Here is a 15,990-nt window from a genome sequence, read left to right on the forward strand (position 1 = left end):
ATGCCTGCCATTCCAGTGTAATGCTCGTCACCGAGTCTTTAGGCCTCGTGCATGTCACAGGGTGCACGCCTTGCGCTAAGCGAATAGTCATGCATACTATTGCAAAATGATTCAAGTGAGTGAGTTTCGGTCCGACGCCAGCCAGGCAAGCGTCGGAACCTCCAGGCGCGCATTCTTACGCGCCATCCCCGCCACCCTCGCGGCAGGCGCCCTCGCACCGAGCCTCGGGGCGTGTACCCGGGCCTCCGAAACCCTCGCGGCCGAGGCGAGCCTCATCCCCGAAGTCGACTTCAGCGGGATCGAATACCAAGAAAGCATCGCCCGGCTCCTTCCCGAAGAGATCCGCGCCCGCGGCGAACTCGTCAACGGTGCAGAGCTGAGCTACGCCCCGGGCGAATTCCTCAATAGTGGCAAAGCGGTTGGCTACGACATCGACCTCCTCACCGCCCTCGGCCTCGTTCTCGGGCTCGAGACGCGCACAGAGTCCGCCGTGTTCTCGCAGATCATCCCCGCCGTGGGCAGCAAATACGACGTGGGGATCTCAGGGTTCACGATCAACGATGAGCGGCTCGAAACCGTGACGATGGTGAGCTACTTCGAGGCCGGCATCTCCTACGCGGTCAAGAAAGGCAACCCTTACGGGATTGATCCGCATGATCTGTGCGGTAAACGCCCCGCGGTGCAGGTCGGCTCCTACCAGGAGGAAATTGCCCTCGCAGAGGACGAGAAATGCAGAGCTGCAGGAAAGCGTGGCGTCGACATTCTCGCTTACGCCAACAATTCCGACGCCGTCACCAACGTCGCGGGAGGCAAGGCCGATGTGCTCATCGCCGATTCGCCCGTGACGAGCTACGCGATCGCGCGTTCGCGCGGGACCCTCGAGCACGTGGGCGAGGTTGAAGAATCGGCGCTCAACGGGATTGTCGTCAAGAAAGGCGAGGATCAGCTCGCCGAAGCACTGTGCGCGGCCGTGCAGCACCTCATCGACACCGATGCGCTGCGCAGCATTATGAGCGCGTGGGGGAACGAGGTAGGGATGATCGAGAAAGCAGAGGTCAAGAAGGCATGAGTACGAGTATCGACACCCCGATCCCCAACCGGATCCGCGCGAAACGTGCCCCGAGGCCCGGAACATGGATCGCCGCGGTGATCGTCGCACTCCTGAGTGTGGCGCTTATCGTGTTCCTTGCAGGGAACGAGGTTTTCGAATGGGGCGTCGTTGGGACCTACCTGTTCGACGTCAAGGTCATCACTGGCGTCGGTTGGACGCTACTTCTCACGCTCGTGTCGATGGTGATCGGCACCGTGATCGCCCTGACCGCCGCGATCATGCGGCTTAGCTCCAACCCCGTTTTGCGGGGCGTCTCGTGGGCCTACATCTTCGTGTTCCGCGGCGTTCCCGTGTACACACAGCTCGTGTTCTGGGGTCTCATCACCGTGATCATCCCGAAGATTGTGATTGGTGTGCCATTTGGCCCTGAACTCTTCAGCTTTTCGACCCGCGAGTTTTTCACGGCATTCTGGGCGGCGGTCGTCGCATTGGGACTCAACGAAGGTGCCTACCTCGCGGAAATCATGCGGGCGGGCCTCACGAGCGTCGAGCGCGGCCAGAGCGAAGCCGCGAAGTCCCTCGGCATGAAGAACTCACTTATCCTGCGAAGGATCGTGATTCCGCAGGCAATGCGCGTGATTATTCCGCCGCTAGGCAACGAAACGATCGGCATGCTCAAGACCACGTCGCTCGTGCTCGCCGTGCCGTTCACGCTCGACCTCACCTACGCCTCGAACTCGATCGCGAACCTCCTGTTCAAACCGGTGCCGATGCTCATCGTCGCGGCCCTGTGGTACCTCGCCGTGACGAGCGTGCTCATGGTTGGCCAGTACTACATCGAGCGGTACTTCGGCAAGGGGTTCGATGACCGCGCTGGCGTGAAACCGGGTTCGCGTGCTTCGCGTCAAACCTCCGTGAACGCCTCGGGAACAACTCCGAAGGAACCGCTACCGGAGGTGGAACTGTGAGTGCAGGCTCGGCAGTGGCAACGACCAACGAGAACGGCAAGGAAGAGAACATGACCATGGCGGCGGCTCCGAAAGTGCAGCTCAACAACATCCACAAGGCCTTCGGGGACCTGCACGTTTTGCGCGGCGTCGACCTCGAAATTGGAGAAGGGGAAGTATGCGTTCTCATCGGCCCCTCCGGCTCGGGTAAATCCACGCTCCTTCGATGCATCAATCAACTGGAAGAGCCAACCGGCGGGAAAGTCCTCATTGACGGGGAACTGCAGGGGTACCAGCCGGAGCCCTTGGCTGACGGCCGCTGGCAAAAGCTTTCCGAAAAGGAGATCTCCGCGCAGCGCTCGCGCATCTCGATGGTGTTCCAGCGCTTCAACCTGTTTCCGCACATGACCGCTCTTGAGAACGTGTGCGAGGCGCCGATTCACGTGCGCGGCGTGCCGAAAGCCGAGGCCCGGGCACAGGCCCTCGAGCTTCTGAAGCGCGTGGGGCTCGGTGACCGTGCCGATCACTACCCGAGCGAGCTATCCGGCGGTCAGCAGCAGCGCGTCGCGATCGCGCGGGCGCTCGCGATGGAGCCCGAGATCATGCTTTTCGATGAACCGACATCGGCGCTCGACCCCGAACTCGTTGCCGAAGTCCTCCAGGTCCTCAAGGACCTTGCTGCCGAAGGGCAAACCATGGTCGTCGTGACCCACGAGATCGCTTTTGCTCGCGAAGTCGCCGACCACGTCGTGTTCATGGACGGGGGGCAGGCCATCGAGGCCGGGGCGCCGAGCGAAGTCCTCGACAATCCCTGCTCGGAGCGACTCAAGGAATTTCTTGCAAGCGTGCTCTAGCGAGCGGAGCGGAAACGCTCTGCCGCTTCGATGATCTCGCTCGGAGTGCGGTCGAGATACAGGCCGAAATACTGGAGAGTCACGTCCGGGAGATGCACGGCCAGGCCCGTGCCCTCTTGCCAGCGATGCCTCGTTTCCGAAAGGCGCACCTTGTGCCACGGGAAGGTTTCGCGCTCGCCGCGAGCGACCACGAGCGTGAGTCCCTCGGAGTCCAGCCACAAGCCTTTCCCGTCTAAGGATCGGCCATACGAGGAGCCAGCGATGTTCGGGACCCGGAAGACCTCGCCAGCGTTGTCGCCGAGTCTGTCGTAGGCCGAGGAAATCCGCTCCGAAAACTTCCTGCTTCGCGGCTTAGGGTTTGCGAGATCACGCTCATCGAGCGTATACACACCTTCGGCCGCGTAGCCGTCGGAAAACTCGGGCTCACGCACGGGAGTGAAACGCCCGATGCTTCCGCCCACCCAGCGGATCACGCGCGACACGAAAGGGATGATGGCGAAAGCGAGAACGCCGAAAACGATGAGCACCGTGAAGCGCATGTCCTCGGGCAGCACGTTGCTTCGGTAGAGTGCCGCGGCGATAGCGCCGAGACCGAGGATGAGCGCAAACTTCACAATCATGCTGATCGTGTGGAGTGAGGGGAGAACGTTCCCGAGGGCGTGATTGACGCTGTCACGCGAGAGGCCCGCATCGCCGAGTGATTCTCGCGCGAAGGCGCCGAATTTCGCACGGGCATCCGGCAAACCGTGATCCTCATAGCCCACCACGACGGGTTCCATCTTGAGCCCTCTCTCGCGCCCCTGAATCACTGTTAATTCTATGAGAATATGCGTGGAAAAGTCACCCCCTGACCAGGCGTAACGTGGCTACTGCTCCGCCGTGTGAAGGCGAGAGGCGCGCGCAATGATTTCTGCCGCGCTCAACCCGAGTTTGTCGCCGCTATAGCGCAAACGCCGATGCGGGAGATGCACGATGAGGTCCATGGTTCCGAACCACAGCACCTTCGCAGTCTCGAGTCGCACCTCGCTCCACGGATACGTCTCGCGCTCGCCGGGATCGGCGACGAGACTCAGTCCTTCGGGACCAAGCCACAATCCCGTTCCGTCGAGTGCGCGGCCCCATTCGAGCGCGTACTCGCCCTTGGGTGGGGCCGAGGTGTTGGCTAACGCGTTGAAGCGTTCGAGAAAAGGCGTTCGACGATCGCGCGCCCTTCTCGAAAGAGCGCGAAACCGATCAGAAGCAACATCCCTGCGGAGGTCACGAAAGAGATGAAGAAGAGCTGGAAGCCGGTCGTCTTCTTCACGATGATGTCGGCGAGGATGCCCGCGATAAGCACGACGATCAACACGCCGGCGTATCGCCTGCAAAAGGCGAGGAGCGCCTGGATATAGCGGCGTGCGCGCGCCTCGCGTGCACTCGCGGCATCGGCGAGATTTCCATCGTCGTAGCGCACGGTGGAGGTGCTCTCGTCCATGCCTGCCCCTCTCTCGCCCGTCCGTCCCAACTGTTCAGGGTGTAGATAACTGCGTCATAGACCCAGTTTCGGCTTTGCCTTCCCTCTTTTCTACACCCTCACGGGAGTTTTTCTTCGCCCTCACGTGGGTGACGGCCGAGGATCCCAATCGCGCGCGCCGCCCGGATAAGCCCGAAGCCATCGGGTGCACTCACCCACGGGACGCCGTGACGCTCGTGCACGCTCTCGTGCGCATGTTCGGATCGGTTGCGACCCGCGCCGCTCGAAGGAGGTCCGACGGTTGCCGGGCGGGCGTCGGACTCATTCCTCCCAATCGTGCTGCGCCACACTTTCGGTACCGCCCCCACGAGCGCGCGCCCGAAAGCGCCGATGGAAGCGAGGGGGCGTTCGGCGCCGTGGGCGAGATCCTGCTCGTCGTCGGTGAGTTCGCGTATCGCGACCGCTGCGACCGATTCCGGGTGATCCTCCACGATGCTGCCGTAGATTGACGGGTCGTGTTGACCGTCGTCGCCCACGAGGAGCCAGCGGGTGTTCGGGAACATTTCGCGCAGCGAGGCGAGGGTGGTGAACTTGTGTCGCGTGCCAGAGCGGAAGAAGCCCGTGTTCGTGGGGCCCCAATCGGTGAGCAGGAGGGGCCCGGCGGGGTAGCCGTTCTTGAAAAGGAAGCGCTCGAGCACCGGGGCAACGTTCCACGCCCCTGTCGAAACGTAGATGAACGGGGTGTTTTCGCCGTAGTGGCGGCGAAGCTGCTGGTAGAACACTGGCATGCCCGGGACGATGCGGCGCGAGGCTTGCGAAATGACGAAGGCATTCCAGCCCGCGATGAGGGGGCGTGGAAGGAGGGTGATGAGCACCGTGTCGTCGATGTCGCTCACAACGGCGATCTCCTGCGCCTCGTCGTCAAACACGTGGGCGTTCGCCGTGACGGTGTTGGTGCCGTCGGTGCTGAGGGTGATCTCGTGCAGCCCGGGTTCGAGCTCGACGGGGATGATTTCGTCGATGATGCCTGAGCGGTCCGCGTAGGTTTCAAAAACTTGTGCGCCCTTAGCGGTGTCGACCGTGATTTCGACGCGAACGTGCGGGTCGATCTGCGACATGAAGTTGCGAAAACCTCGCCGCGCGAGCGAGCGCATGTCGTAAACGGGCTGATCGAAATGATCGGGTTTCGTGCCGGGCCCCGCAAAGAGGACGCGTCCGAGAACGCGAACCTTCGTGCGTGAACCGTACGCGGTGTAAGGCTGGATTCGGGCCTCGTAGCCGAGAGTGCGAAGCAGCCGAGCCATTGCAGTGTTCTTCTTATCCTCGAGGCGCGCCGACCAATGGGGTCGATCGGGGCGCGAGAATGTGTGCGAACCCAAACTCACACCTCCCTGCACCTCGGATCGCGACAAAGCCCCCGGCGGGAGCTCATTCATCCTAGTGGACGCGCCGCACGCGACCCTTAACGCGCGCCTCGAAAATGCGGCAAGATAGTGCCGTGAGCAAGTATCGAGTGTTGACGGTGTGCACGGCGAACATCTGTCGTTCGCCTGCCGCCGCCGTCATGCTCAAAACCGGTCTTGAACAGGCGGGGCTTGAGGATCTCGTCGAGGTTGAGAGCGCGGGAACAACCTATGAATCCGAGGGCTTTCCCATGGACGATCGCATCGTTCTCGCCTTGGAACGTGCCGGCTACAGTCCCGAGGCGCACGCGGCCCGCACCGTTCTCGTGCATCAGCTCGGTGAATGGGACCTCGTTCTTACGATGAGCACAAAGCACCTTGCGGAAATGAACCGCAAGCTCGAGGCGATTCCCGAAGGCGTTGAACCGCCCACGCTTCACATGTGGGGCGAGTTCGATCCGGCTAAGCCCGCTGTCGCTGAACCCGAGGACCTCGAGGTGCCCGACCCCTTCTACGAGGGGCAGAAGTTCTTCGACCGCACCGTGCTCAAAATGGAGCGCGCGGTCCCGTCGATCCTGCTGTTCATTAAGTCGCGCCTTCGAGAGCGCGGAGAGATCGCTTAGCCCCGAGCCATGAGCAAAGAGGCGATCCGAGTGCGCAGCGATTTCTGAGCGCCGCGAACCGCGGGTATTTACGGCTTCTTCGCGCGCGCCCTGAGCGTCAGGGCGCCGAGGCCACCGGCTACGGTCACGCCCACGGCAACGGTACCCGCAAGGATGGTCTTGAGTGAACCGAGGGCGCTGCCATCAGGGTTGGTCCACACCGAAAGGATCGTGTCGACCTTTTCGTCCTCATCACCGAGAATGTCGTTCGCGCGCGGTGTCGAACCATCCGTGGGGGCCGCGGTTGGGTTGAGGCGAACGCCAGGAGGAGCGCTTTCAGGCTCGCCCCCGTCAGGCATCGTGAGAGCGGGAATCTCGGTGGGGTCGCCTCCCGGGGAGGGCGAAGGCTCGGGTTCTGGCGCGGGAGCGGGGGGAAGCGGCTCCGATTCTGGCTCGGGTTGGGCATCCCTTTGCGCTGGCGTGTTCCGTTCGGGATGCTCTGCTTCTGGTGAGGGCTCGGTCTGTCGCGAGGGCGAGGACTCCGGCTTCGGCTGAGCCTCCCGGGTGGGATTAGCTTCTGGGTCGGCGGTTTCGAGCCGCTTTTCGGGCGCGGGGGCCTCGGCGGGGGGCTCCGCGTGAACCGTTGGTTTTGCCTTCTTCGCCTCGTCTTTAGGCTCGGATTGGGGTTGCGGCTTGGGTGACGCCTCGCGCTCGAGCTCCGGCTTTTCGGAAGGAGCCGGTTTTGGCTCAATCTGGGGCTCGGTTATCGTTGGCGCCTCAGTCGATGGTTCCGGATGCGGCAAGGATTCTTGTGTGGGTTCCGGTGTTGGCTCGTCGCTCGGCTCCGGCTCGGGCGTAGCCTCATCCGTGGGCTCGGGCCCGGGCGTTGGGGCTGGTTCCTCTGAAGGGTCGGCGGTGGGTTCTGGAGTTGGAGTCGGCTCGTCGGTTGGGCTTGGTTCTGCCTCGCCGCTTGGCTCCGGCTCGGGTTGAGTCGCATCGCCCGGCTCCGGTTCCGAGCGATCATCGAGACACGGCACTTCATCCGGGTGCTCAATCCACCACTTGACCCATCGGAATCCCGCGAAGAAGAAGTACTCCGGTCCCGGTACCACGCACGTGGGGGCCTCGATTTCCGACGGTTCAGCCACCACAGTCGAGTTCTCATTTGTGGGCTGTGCGGAGCTGGTGGTGGTTGAAGGTGTGCTCTCTCCAACCGCGAAGGCGAGTGGTGCCGCGGGCACGCTAAAAACGGAGAGGGCGAGAAGGAGTGCGCCCACTCGCTTGACGAAAGAGTGAGGGCGCGAGGGCAGACTGCGAGCCGGCGTTCGATGCGCCGAGTGGCGCACGCCGCTGCGTGAAGTTGACATGCAGTCTCCCGAGAGTAAAGCGCTTGTGGGGAAATCGGATAGAGGCCTAAAAGCCACGGAACCCAGACTACGCGGTAGTAAATGCGCGTGTCACCCCTGTTATCGATTTGTAATAAAAAGTGCACCGACTGGTGTAGTAATCGCCGAATGGCGACAGCAGAAGCGGGAGTAACCGCTCACACGAATACTCCCGCCGTTGAGATAGAAAAGAGGGCTGATCAGCGGTTACTCACTGAGGGCTGCGTTCACGACGTCCTTTGCCGCGGCCTGGACACTCGAGAGGTGATCTTCGCCCTTGAAAGATTCGGCGTAGATCTTGTAGATGTCCTCCGTGCCGGAAGGGCGCGCGGCGAACCACGCGTTCTCGGTTGTCACCTTGAGGCCGCCGATCGGATCGCCTGAGGGGGCGTTCGTCATGATCGAAGAGATCTCCTCACCGGCGACGCTCGTGGCTGAGACGGCTTCGGGAGAGAGATTTTTGAGCTTTGCTTTTGCCTCGCGATCGGCCGGGGCGGAAATACGCGCGTAGGCGCTCGCCCCGAACTCTCCAATGAGCTCTTCGAGATGTTCGTGCGGGTTCTTGCCCGTGACCGCGGTGATCTCCGAGGCGAGGAGCGCGAGGATGATGCCGTCCTTATCGGTCGTCCACACATCGCCGTTCATGCGCAGGAACGACGCCCCCGCGCTTTCCTCGCCGCCAAAACCCACCGAGGAATCGAGAAGGCCGGGCACGAACCACTTAAAGCCCACGGGAACTTCGAGTACGTCGCGACCGATCTTCTTCCCGACGCGGTCGATGAGTGAGCTCGAGACGAGGGTCTTGCCGATCTTCGCGTTTTGAGGCCACCCGGGACGGTTGTTGAACAAGTAGGTAATTGCGACTGCGAGGTAGTGATTCGGGTTCATGAGCCCGCCCTGCGGGGTGACGATGCCGTGGCGGTCAGAATCAGTGTCGTTGCCCGTTGCGATATCGAATTTATCGCGCTGCTCAAGAACCGAGGCCATCGCCCACGGGCTCGAACAATCCATGCGGATGATGCCATCAGCATCGAGGGTCATGAAGGAGAAGGTTGGGTCAACCTCGGGGTTGACGACCGTGAGGTCGAGACCGTGACGCTCGGCGATGCGGGCCCAATATTCGACGGCGGCGCCGCCGAGAGGATCCGCGCCGATCTTCACGCCCGCCTTCGCGATCGCCTCCACATTGACGACCGAGGGCAGATCGTCGATGTAGGTCGTTGTGAAGTCGTAGCGCCCGGCGCCCTCGCGGGCCTTGGCTGAATCAACGCGACGCACGTCGCGAATCCCGCCCGCGAGGATCTCATTCGCGCGCTTCGCGATCCACGACGTCGCATCGGTATCGGCCGGCCCGCCGTGCGGCGGGTTGTACTTGAATCCGCCGTCGCGCGGAGGATTGTGGCTCGGCGTCACGACGATGCCGTCGGCACGCGAGTCATCGCTCGCAACCTTGCCGCGGTTGTGCACGAGGATCGCGTGCGAAACCGCGGGCGTGGGCGTGTAGCCATCGCCTGAGTCGATCAGTACGGCGACGCCATTGCCGACGAGCACCTCGAGGGCCGTCTCGAACGCGGGCTTGCTCAGCACGTGCGTATCGCGGCCCATGAAGAGCGGGCCGCGAATGCCTTGACCCGCGCGGTATTCGACGATCGCCTGGGTCGTGGCCGCGATGTGGTCTTCGTTGAACGCCGTATCGAGCGAACTTCCGCGGTGACCCGACGTCCCGAAACTCACGGCCTGATCCGGGTTTTCGGGATCCGGGTGCAGCGAGTAGTACGCGTCGATGACCTGTGACGGGTCGATCAGGTCAGAGGGAAGCGGGAGCTTCCCCGCCCTTTCGTGAACCATGGAAAACTCCTCACTCGTGCCCCTGCGGGCCGTCTTAGTTCCTGCTGCGGCCGATTGCGCGAACGATCATCACGATGACTCCCACGAAGAACAGGAAGCCGCCGATGAGTCCCGTCGCGAGTGCACCAATGCCCCAGCCAGCGCTGTTCGTGAACATGTTAAAGACATTGATCGGCCCCATGACGGAGACAGGCGCACTTACGTTTTCGCACGTGAGCGTTCCCTTGCCCTTGAGGTTTTCAGCAAAGAATGAGTCCTTGTAGGGAACGTACTTCTTGCCGTCGATCGTCATGCCCTCGGAGTCTGAGGTGTCCGTCTGTGTTTGGAGCTCGGTGCCATCTTCGAGAACGGCCTTGCAGGTCGCATTTTCCCCATCTTCCTCAGGAACGTACAGCACCATGATCTCGAAGCCATCGACCTCGAAATCATAAGTCGCCGTACCGTTCTCGAACTTGGAGTTGGTCTTATCAAGATTGCTTAAGTTGCCGATCTCATTGAATGCGCCCCCGAAGAATTGCCATACCGCGACGACGGTGAGGATCGCCGAGATGATCATGAGGACGATACCGATGAGTGTGAGAACGATGCCGATAGGCTTCTGCTTTGGCTTGGCGGCCGCGCCTCCGTATCCGTAGGGGGTGCCGTAGCCGCCGAAGGCACCTTGCTGCGTTTGCGGCGTGTACTGGGGCTGCGAATACTGGTTCTGCTGCTGGTACTGCTGGCCGCCCTGCGAGTACTGAGGCACACCCTGGTTTTGGTTTGACCCCTGTGCTCCGGGGGCTACCTGTTGGCCGTACGGGGAGTACTGCCCTTGCGCTTCGTTGGCGCTCTGCCCGTAAGTGGGGCGCGGGCGATCGTTGCCGTTGTAGGGATCGGACACGTGTGCCTCCAGATAAGTAGGGACCGCAATCACGGGCGTGACGCTTTACACGCCAAGCCTACAAGGTTCCCCTCAGGCGTTTGTGGAAACGTGCGCACTCCCTTACGAGAGGGACAGAAAGACCGTTCCCCATCCAAGACCAGCGCACGCGAGCGGTGTGAAGACCCACCACAGCGCGATACCACCGAGCACATTCCACGCGACGGACTTCTTCGAGGCCGCAAGCGAGGAGCCGACGATCGAGCCAACAATCGTGAACGATGACGAGATGGGGAGGCCAAGCCACACGCTCGCGCTATAGAGCAAAGCCGCGGTCGAGGTTTCGGCCGCGAGACCCTGGCTCACCGTGAGGTCGGTCAGGCGCCGGCCGAGTGTGCGCACGATTTCGCGGCCACCCACGAACGTGCCGAGGGCCATCGCGCCCGAGAGAAGCAGCGCGATCCACAGGGGGAGGGTGGCGATTCCCGAGTGAGACGAGAGGAGGTGGCCGAGGGAGCCGTCGGACTCCGGGGCGTGCGTGTAGGAGTCGAGTGCGGCAGACCTGTCGATTTCTGCGAGGGCGACGATGACGATCCCGAGCGGGAGGCGAATATTGCTGAGTCCGTGTCCAAACGCGACGAGGCCCGCGGTCAGGGTTTGAGTCCACCGCACCGTTTCAGTCGTAAGCCGACGTTTCGACTGGAGACCACTGACCGCGCGGGTGAGGATGAAACTCAAACCGAAGCCGAGGAGTGGGCCCGCGAGGACAGGGATGAAGAGAGTCGCGATGCCACCTAGCTGACTCACATTGCCGAGGGCTCCCGCGAACGCGCCTGTGAGTGCCGCGAGAGTTGTGACCCACCCCGAGAGGGGAATGCCGCGCCACCATCCGACGAGAAGGAAGACGATGGCGGTCGCGAGTCCGCACGCGAGTGCAACTCCGAGCGAATGCGGCTCATCGAGAAGCGCCCCGGGAACGCCCAGAACCTGGACAAGCGAGAAATGCAGAAATACCCCGCTCGCGAGCCCAAACAAGGCGCCCGCACCGTTCATGATCGCCGCGTAGACGAGAGCGAGCCGCTCGGGAAGAACTCGCGTGACGATTGTGGTGGTGACCGCGTTCGGGGCGTCCTGGGCGCCGTTTGTGAACGCCCATACGGATGCGAGCGCAACGATGCTCCAGCTGAGCATTAGACGTCCTTGACGCGCAACAAGTCGACGCAGCGCGAGAGATTCTGAAACGCGAGAAGCACGCACTCGAGCGCCCCGATCACCTCGCGCATGCGCGCGCACGCGGGAAATTCCGACGGGGTCGTGCAGCTCTCCCATAGTTCCGCGATCGCTTTGCGGGAATGCTCTGAAGCGTGGGTCGTGAGTCGCCGCATGTCCTCGTCGAATGCGGAAAGTTGCTTGGGGGCCTCAAGTTTCCAGGCGCACTGCACAACGAGCTCCGAAGCGCGCTCGACGACAGAGAGGATCTCGAGCAAACGGTTCGGGAGCTTCCCAATCTCGAGCCGAAGGGTGAGATCGGCTGCGCGCTCCATCTCGCTCACGCACAGCTTCATTGCAGCCGCGACACCGTGAAGGGCGTCGGCCTGGAACGGGGTAATGAGGCTCGTGGCGAGCCTGTTCGCGATCCTGTGGTTGAGTTCGGAGGCATCGATCGCGTGGGCCTGGAGCCGTTCGAATGCCTTCGCCCGAGCCTCATCTTCGAGAGCGAGGGTTTCGGCGAGCGTCTCGGAGCTGGTCTGCACGCACTGCGCGAGGTCCGTGAAGATGTGGTACACGGATCTTTCGCGAGGAGGGGAAAACAGCGGCATGGGCTCAGGGTACCGCCCGAAAGTAACCAAATTCGGCGCGTGAAGCGTCGATCATCTCACGATGAAAAAGGGGTTGAGGCGCCGGACCGGGGGCGCCTGTCGGCGCGAAGGCCGCTCGTAGCGGCAAATGTTGGAGCCCGGGGCCACCACGGCCCGGCGCGCGTTTTAAGCCTAACAGTGAAGGGGGAGGGGGCTTCAAACCGCTCCCGTGCGTTTTCGGCGAACTTCTCCTACGGAGCCCGGCTAGGCGAGGGTGCCCGCGGCTGCCGAGCGGGCCGCCTCGCTGAGGGCCTCGCCGGTCTTGAGGAGGCGCTCGGCGCGCATCGTGAGCTCTTCGGGAGTCGCGGGCCGGCCGAGCGAATGCGTGAGCTCCGCGCGAGCCTCGGGGGAGTCAGCAGCGTGGGCCGAGCCATAGGCGGCGAGCATGGAAACGGCCGCTGCGCGCGAGAGCGCGACCGAGAGATCGCCCGTGAAGGCGCCCGAGAGGATCGCATCGAGAGTGACGCGCATCGAGTCGATCGTGGGCGGGTCGCTAAAACCCACGAGGTATGTGAGCCCCGGCGCCGTGGTACGGCCAAGCTCGAACAGGCGCCGCACTTCGTCGGTATCGCGCTGGACCCACGTGTGCAGAACGTACAGCCGCCAGAACGCGCCGGGAAGCGATGTGGGCTCCGCGCCCGACCACAGTGCCGCGAGGTCCTCGAGGCCCTCGCGTTCCACGAGTCGGAGCACGCGCTCAACGACTTCGGGGCGCGCATTTTCACGCGTCTCGCGAAGGAGCGCCGCTGCGCTCTCATGCGCGGCTTCGTTCTTGAGAGCGGGATCGACACCCCCCTCAATCGCCTCTTGACGCTGCGGAGAAAGTGATGCGGGACGCCTGAACTTTGCCATATACACAACCCTACTCGTGAAGGCTTGCCCTGCTTTGGGTACGGTAGTTCCGACGGTTGCTCGGCAAGCGTCGGACCCCGAACTTCCCCGCAGCCCACCCAAAGGAGTCGCAGTGGAAGCCTTCATGATGACGTTGAGCTCCGGAGTTGTGAGCGGCGTGCGGCCTTACTTCATGCTGTTCGTGCTGGGCCTTGCGGGCCGACTCCTTGAGGTGCAGGAGATCCCACAGGTCATGCAGCGCACGGACGTGCTCGTGATTGCCGCGATCCTCGTGATTGTCGATTTTCTCGCGGATAAGGTGCAGTTTCTCGATTCGGTGTGGGATGGCATCAACACGATCGTGCGCCCTGTTGCCGGCGGTGCAATCGGCTTTCTGCTCGGCGGTGAAACCGACACGACGACCGCGGTGATCTATGCCGCTGTGGGAACGGTTGCGGCGCTCGGCACGCACGGCGCGAAGGCCGCCACGCGCGCCGCGGTCAACGTTTCGCCCGAGCCGGTTTCGAATGTGCTCGTGAGCGTCATCGAGGACATTGCCGCGGTGATCCTTGCAATTCTCGCGGTATTGCTCCCGATTCTCGCGGGCATCGCCGCGGTATTCATCCTTATCGGGGCCATCATCGCGATCGTTGTTCTCGTGCGTTTTGTGCGCAAGTGGCGCGCGCGTCGGGAAGCGAAAAATGGGGCGGTACCCCAAGGCACCGCCCCAACACTGAGGTGAGGATCAGATCAGACCGCGCCGCTTGAGGAGCGGCTCGTACTGGGCCTCACGGCCCGTCATCTCCTTGAAGGCCTCGGGAATCGGGCGCGTCGCACCGATCGAGAGCACGTGCGTGCGGAACTTATCGCCGTTTTCTCGCTTGAGCCCGCCGTTTTCCTCGTACCACGCGACTGTGTCGGCATCGAAAACCTCGGCCCACAGGTAGGAGTAGTAGCCGGCCGCGTACCCGCCAGAGAAGGTGTGGTTGAGGTAGCTCGTGCGATAGCGGGACTCGACAAGCGGGTGCATGAGGCCCGCGTCCTCGAGCGAGGCCTGCTCAAACACGACCGGATCCTCGATCGGCTCGGCCTCGAGCGAAGCCGGAAGGCGGTGCCACGCCCAGTCGAGAGCCGCGGCACGCAAATACTCGACGGTGCCGAAGCCCTCGCCCCACTGCTGCGAGGCGGTCACGGCGTCGATGAGGTCTTGAGGAACGACCTCGCCGGTCTCCACGTGCTTTGCGTAATTCGGCAGGATCTCCGGGTGGAACATCCACATCTCGTTGACCTGGCTCGGGTACTCGACGATGTCACGTTCGACCGAAAGGCCCGAGAGGGTCTCGTACGTGACGTTCGAGAAGAGCCCGTGCAGGGCATGCCCGAACTCGTGGAAGAGGGTGCTCACCTCATCCAGCGATACGAGCGCCGTGTCGCCATCGGCGGGGGCGCTGATGTTGAGGTTGTTGACGACGACGGGCTTCGTGCCCTCCGAGAGCGACTGGCTGACGATGTTGTTCATCCACGCGCCACCACGCTTCGTGTCGCGCGTGAAGTAGTCGCCGAGGAACAATCCGAGACCCTCACCGCTCTCGTCGAAAACTTCCCACACCTTGACCTCGGGGTGGTAGCCCACGAGGTCCTCGCGGCGCTTGAAGGTGATGCCATAGAGCTTTTCGGCTGCGTAGAACACGCCGTCTTCGACCACGCGATCGAGGGCGAAGTAGGGGCGAAGCGCCGCGGTGTCGACACTGAATTCCTCGGCCTTGACCTTGTCGCTGTAAAACGCCCAGTCCCACGGCTCGAGAGTATTGATGCCATCCTTCTTTGCGCGGGCCGCAATCTTTTCTGCCTCGCGGTCGGCGTTCGCCATCGCGGGCGCGCTCGTCTTCGCGAAAAGCTCATCAACAGCGGCAGCCGTGCGGGCCGTACGATCGGCAACGGCGAGCGAAGCGAAATCCTCGAAGCCGAGCATCGCAGCCTTGCGGGCACGCAGCGCCGCAATCTCCGCGGCCATTTGCCACGTGCGATCGCCGCGCTCGATGCTCGCCTCGTAAAGGCGCTTTCGCACGTCGCGGTTCGTGAGCGAGCTGAGTGCCGGTTGATTCGTGGGAAGGATGAACGTGAGAAGCCAGCCCTCGCGGCCAGCTTCCTTCGCGGCGCGCGCGGCGGCAGCCTTCGAATCTGCACTGAGTCCGGCAAGATCATCCTCGTTCGTGAGGTGAAGGGCCGCGGCGTTCATGTCGCGCGTGATCTGCTGGCTGAATTCCGTTTGCGCTTTCGAGATCTCGAGGTTGAGTTTTGCGAGATCCTCGCGCTCCTTCTCACTCAGAGCCGCACCCGCGAGGGTGAAGCGCTGATGGAATTTCTCGGTGAGGTGCACTTGCTCGGCGTCGAGCCCCGCCGCTTCGCGGTTCTCATACACGGCGTTGAGGCGTTCGAAAACCTGCGGGTTAAGGTGCAGCTCGTTATCAAGCTCGGTGAGTAGTTCGGAGACTTTCGATTCGATCTCGAGAAGCGGCTCGGTTCCATCGGCGCTCGCGACGTTGTAGAACACGGTCGCGGCGCGGTTCAGGGTTCGGCTCGGCTGGTCGAGCACGGCGACGACATTCTCGAAGGTCGGCTCCGAGGTGTCGTTCGCGATCGAAGCGTAGGCCTCGCGTGCTTCGCGAATGCCTTGCTCGATCGCGGGGAGGTAGTGCTCGTCGCGGATCGCGGCGAAGTCGGGAAGGTTGTAGGGGAGAGGCGATGCCTCAAGGAGCGGATTTGACGTCACTGTTGCTTCTTCACTCATGCGGCAACCGTACCGAACGCCACGTGCCTGCGCACCGGCGTACCAGAGTCCAAAACGACGACGTCCGCCCCGACGGATAGAGCACGGTGGGACGGACGCGTGATGGG

Annotated in this window: 16 protein-coding genes; 5 read left to right on the top strand and 11 right to left on the bottom strand. The window is 62.8% G+C overall.

The genetic code is table 11. The features are described 5' to 3' along the window. Positions 1–106: 106 nt before the first annotated feature. The 3 genes from M3B90_RS06480 to M3B90_RS06490 are packed head-to-tail and all read left to right on the top strand — an operon-like array spanning position 107 to position 2,852. Positions 107–1,069: an ABC transporter substrate-binding protein gene (locus M3B90_RS06480; protein WP_259889204.1), complete on the top strand. Its 963-nt coding sequence runs from the start codon at positions 107–109 to the stop codon at positions 1,067–1,069. After that, positions 1,066–2,019, top strand: coding sequence for an amino acid ABC transporter permease (locus M3B90_RS06485; protein WP_259889205.1), 954 nt, complete (start codon positions 1,066–1,068; stop codon positions 2,017–2,019). The genes M3B90_RS06480 and M3B90_RS06485 overlap by 4 nt, the downstream gene beginning before the upstream one ends. A 50-nt stretch (positions 2,020–2,069) precedes the next feature. Next, the gene (locus M3B90_RS06490) at positions 2,070–2,852 is read left to right on the top strand and encodes an amino acid ABC transporter ATP-binding protein (RefSeq protein WP_311199952.1); all 783 of its coding nucleotides are present in this window, start codon (positions 2,070–2,072) and stop codon (positions 2,850–2,852) included. Here M3B90_RS06490 and M3B90_RS06495 read toward each other — a convergent pair. The 4 genes from M3B90_RS06495 to M3B90_RS06510 form a co-directional block, all read right to left on the bottom strand. Further along, positions 2,849–3,631 carry a hypothetical protein gene (locus M3B90_RS06495; RefSeq protein WP_259889206.1) on the bottom strand — a complete coding sequence of 261 codons (783 nt, stop codon included), beginning with the start codon at positions 3,629–3,631 and terminating at the stop codon, positions 2,849–2,851. The two genes, M3B90_RS06490 and M3B90_RS06495, sit on opposite strands and share 4 nt — an antisense overlap. A gap of 87 nt (positions 3,632–3,718) precedes the next feature. After that, positions 3,719–3,946, bottom strand: a complete 228-nt coding sequence (locus M3B90_RS06500) for a hypothetical protein (protein WP_259889207.1) — start codon at positions 3,944–3,946, stop codon at positions 3,719–3,721. A 68-nt stretch (positions 3,947–4,014) separates the two neighbouring features. Beyond that, the gene (locus M3B90_RS06505) at positions 4,015–4,326 is read right to left on the bottom strand and encodes a hypothetical protein (RefSeq protein WP_259889208.1); all 312 of its coding nucleotides are present in this window, start codon (positions 4,324–4,326) and stop codon (positions 4,015–4,017) included. Positions 4,327–4,424: 98 nt separating this feature from the next. After that, positions 4,425–5,684 (bottom strand): App1 family protein, encoded by a 1,260-nt coding sequence (locus M3B90_RS06510; protein WP_259889209.1) that lies wholly within the window; start codon positions 5,682–5,684, stop codon positions 4,425–4,427. A gap of 119 nt (positions 5,685–5,803) precedes the next feature. Here M3B90_RS06510 and M3B90_RS06515 point away from each other — a divergent pair, with 119 nt between their 5' ends. Continuing rightward, positions 5,804–6,331, top strand: coding sequence for a protein tyrosine phosphatase (locus M3B90_RS06515; protein WP_259889210.1), 528 nt, complete (start codon positions 5,804–5,806; stop codon positions 6,329–6,331). 68 nt (positions 6,332–6,399) lie between these two features. Here the strand turns inward: M3B90_RS06515 and M3B90_RS06520 are convergent, their stop codons facing one another. The 6 genes from M3B90_RS06520 to M3B90_RS06545 all read right to left on the bottom strand — a co-directional run bounded on the left by M3B90_RS06520 (position 6,400) and on the right by M3B90_RS06545 (position 13,113). After that, complete coding sequence (locus tag M3B90_RS06520) at positions 6,400–7,551, bottom strand: hypothetical protein (RefSeq protein ID WP_259889211.1); 1,152 nt, start codon at positions 7,549–7,551, stop codon at positions 6,400–6,402. Positions 7,552–7,902: 351 nt separating this feature from the next. Next, complete coding sequence (gene pgm / locus M3B90_RS06525; RefSeq protein WP_259889212.1) at positions 7,903–9,543, bottom strand: phosphoglucomutase (alpha-D-glucose-1,6-bisphosphate-dependent); 1,641 nt, start codon at positions 9,541–9,543, stop codon at positions 7,903–7,905. A gap of 34 nt (positions 9,544–9,577) precedes the next feature. Continuing rightward, a complete protein-coding gene (locus tag M3B90_RS06530) occupies positions 9,578–10,423 on the bottom strand; it encodes a hypothetical protein (RefSeq protein WP_259889213.1) in 846 nt (281 codons plus the stop codon). 102 nt (positions 10,424–10,525) lie between these two features. Continuing rightward, positions 10,526–11,593, bottom strand: coding sequence for an inorganic phosphate transporter (locus M3B90_RS06535; RefSeq protein ID WP_259889214.1), 1,068 nt, complete (start codon positions 11,591–11,593; stop codon positions 10,526–10,528). Then, positions 11,593–12,222: a DUF47 domain-containing protein gene (locus tag M3B90_RS06540; protein WP_259889215.1), complete on the bottom strand. Its 630-nt coding sequence runs from the start codon at positions 12,220–12,222 to the stop codon at positions 11,593–11,595. Before M3B90_RS06540 ends, M3B90_RS06535 begins: the two co-directional genes overlap by 1 nt. Before the next feature lie 243 nt (positions 12,223–12,465). After that, positions 12,466–13,113 (bottom strand): hypothetical protein, encoded by a 648-nt coding sequence (locus M3B90_RS06545; RefSeq protein WP_259889217.1) that lies wholly within the window; start codon positions 13,111–13,113, stop codon positions 12,466–12,468. Positions 13,114–13,225: 112 nt separating this feature from the next. Between M3B90_RS06545 and M3B90_RS06550 the strand changes: the two genes are divergently transcribed. After that, positions 13,226–13,834, top strand: coding sequence for a DUF4126 domain-containing protein (locus M3B90_RS06550; RefSeq protein WP_259889218.1), 609 nt, complete (start codon positions 13,226–13,228; stop codon positions 13,832–13,834). Between the two features lie 3 nt (positions 13,835–13,837). Here M3B90_RS06550 and M3B90_RS06555 read toward each other — a convergent pair whose 3' ends face one another. Next, positions 13,838–15,883 (bottom strand): M3 family metallopeptidase, encoded by a 2,046-nt coding sequence (locus M3B90_RS06555; RefSeq protein WP_259889219.1) that lies wholly within the window; start codon positions 15,881–15,883, stop codon positions 13,838–13,840. Positions 15,884–15,990 lie beyond the last annotated feature (107 nt).

This window comes from Dermabacter sp. p3-SID358, from assembly GCF_025147465.1.
Classification (GTDB): domain Bacteria; phylum Actinomycetota; class Actinomycetes; order Actinomycetales; family Dermabacteraceae; genus Dermabacter.

Coding starts and splice junctions, on each gene's coding strand:
- M3B90_RS06480 (WP_259889204.1), top strand. CDS start 107: ATGATTCAAGTGAGTGAGTTTCGGTCCGACGCCAGCCAGGCAAGCGTC.
- M3B90_RS06485 (WP_259889205.1), top strand. CDS start 1,066: ATGAGTACGAGTATCGACACCCCGATCCCCAACCGGATCCGCGCGAAA.
- M3B90_RS06490 (WP_311199952.1), top strand. CDS start 2,070: ATGACCATGGCGGCGGCTCCGAAAGTGCAGCTCAACAACATCCACAAG.
- M3B90_RS06495 (WP_259889206.1), bottom strand. CDS start 3,631: ATGGAACCCGTCGTGGTGGGCTATGAGGATCACGGTTTGCCGGATGCC.
- M3B90_RS06505 (WP_259889208.1), bottom strand. CDS start 4,326: ATGGACGAGAGCACCTCCACCGTGCGCTACGACGATGGAAATCTCGCC.
- pgm (WP_259889212.1), bottom strand. CDS start 9,543: ATGGTTCACGAAAGGGCGGGGAAGCTCCCGCTTCCCTCTGACCTGATC.
- M3B90_RS06535 (WP_259889214.1), bottom strand. CDS start 11,593: ATGCTCAGCTGGAGCATCGTTGCGCTCGCATCCGTATGGGCGTTCACA.
- M3B90_RS06540 (WP_259889215.1), bottom strand. CDS start 12,222: ATGCCGCTGTTTTCCCCTCCTCGCGAAAGATCCGTGTACCACATCTTC.
- M3B90_RS06545 (WP_259889217.1), bottom strand. CDS start 13,113: ATGGCAAAGTTCAGGCGTCCCGCATCACTTTCTCCGCAGCGTCAAGAG.
- M3B90_RS06555 (WP_259889219.1), bottom strand. CDS start 15,883: ATGAGTGAAGAAGCAACAGTGACGTCAAATCCGCTCCTTGAGGCATCG.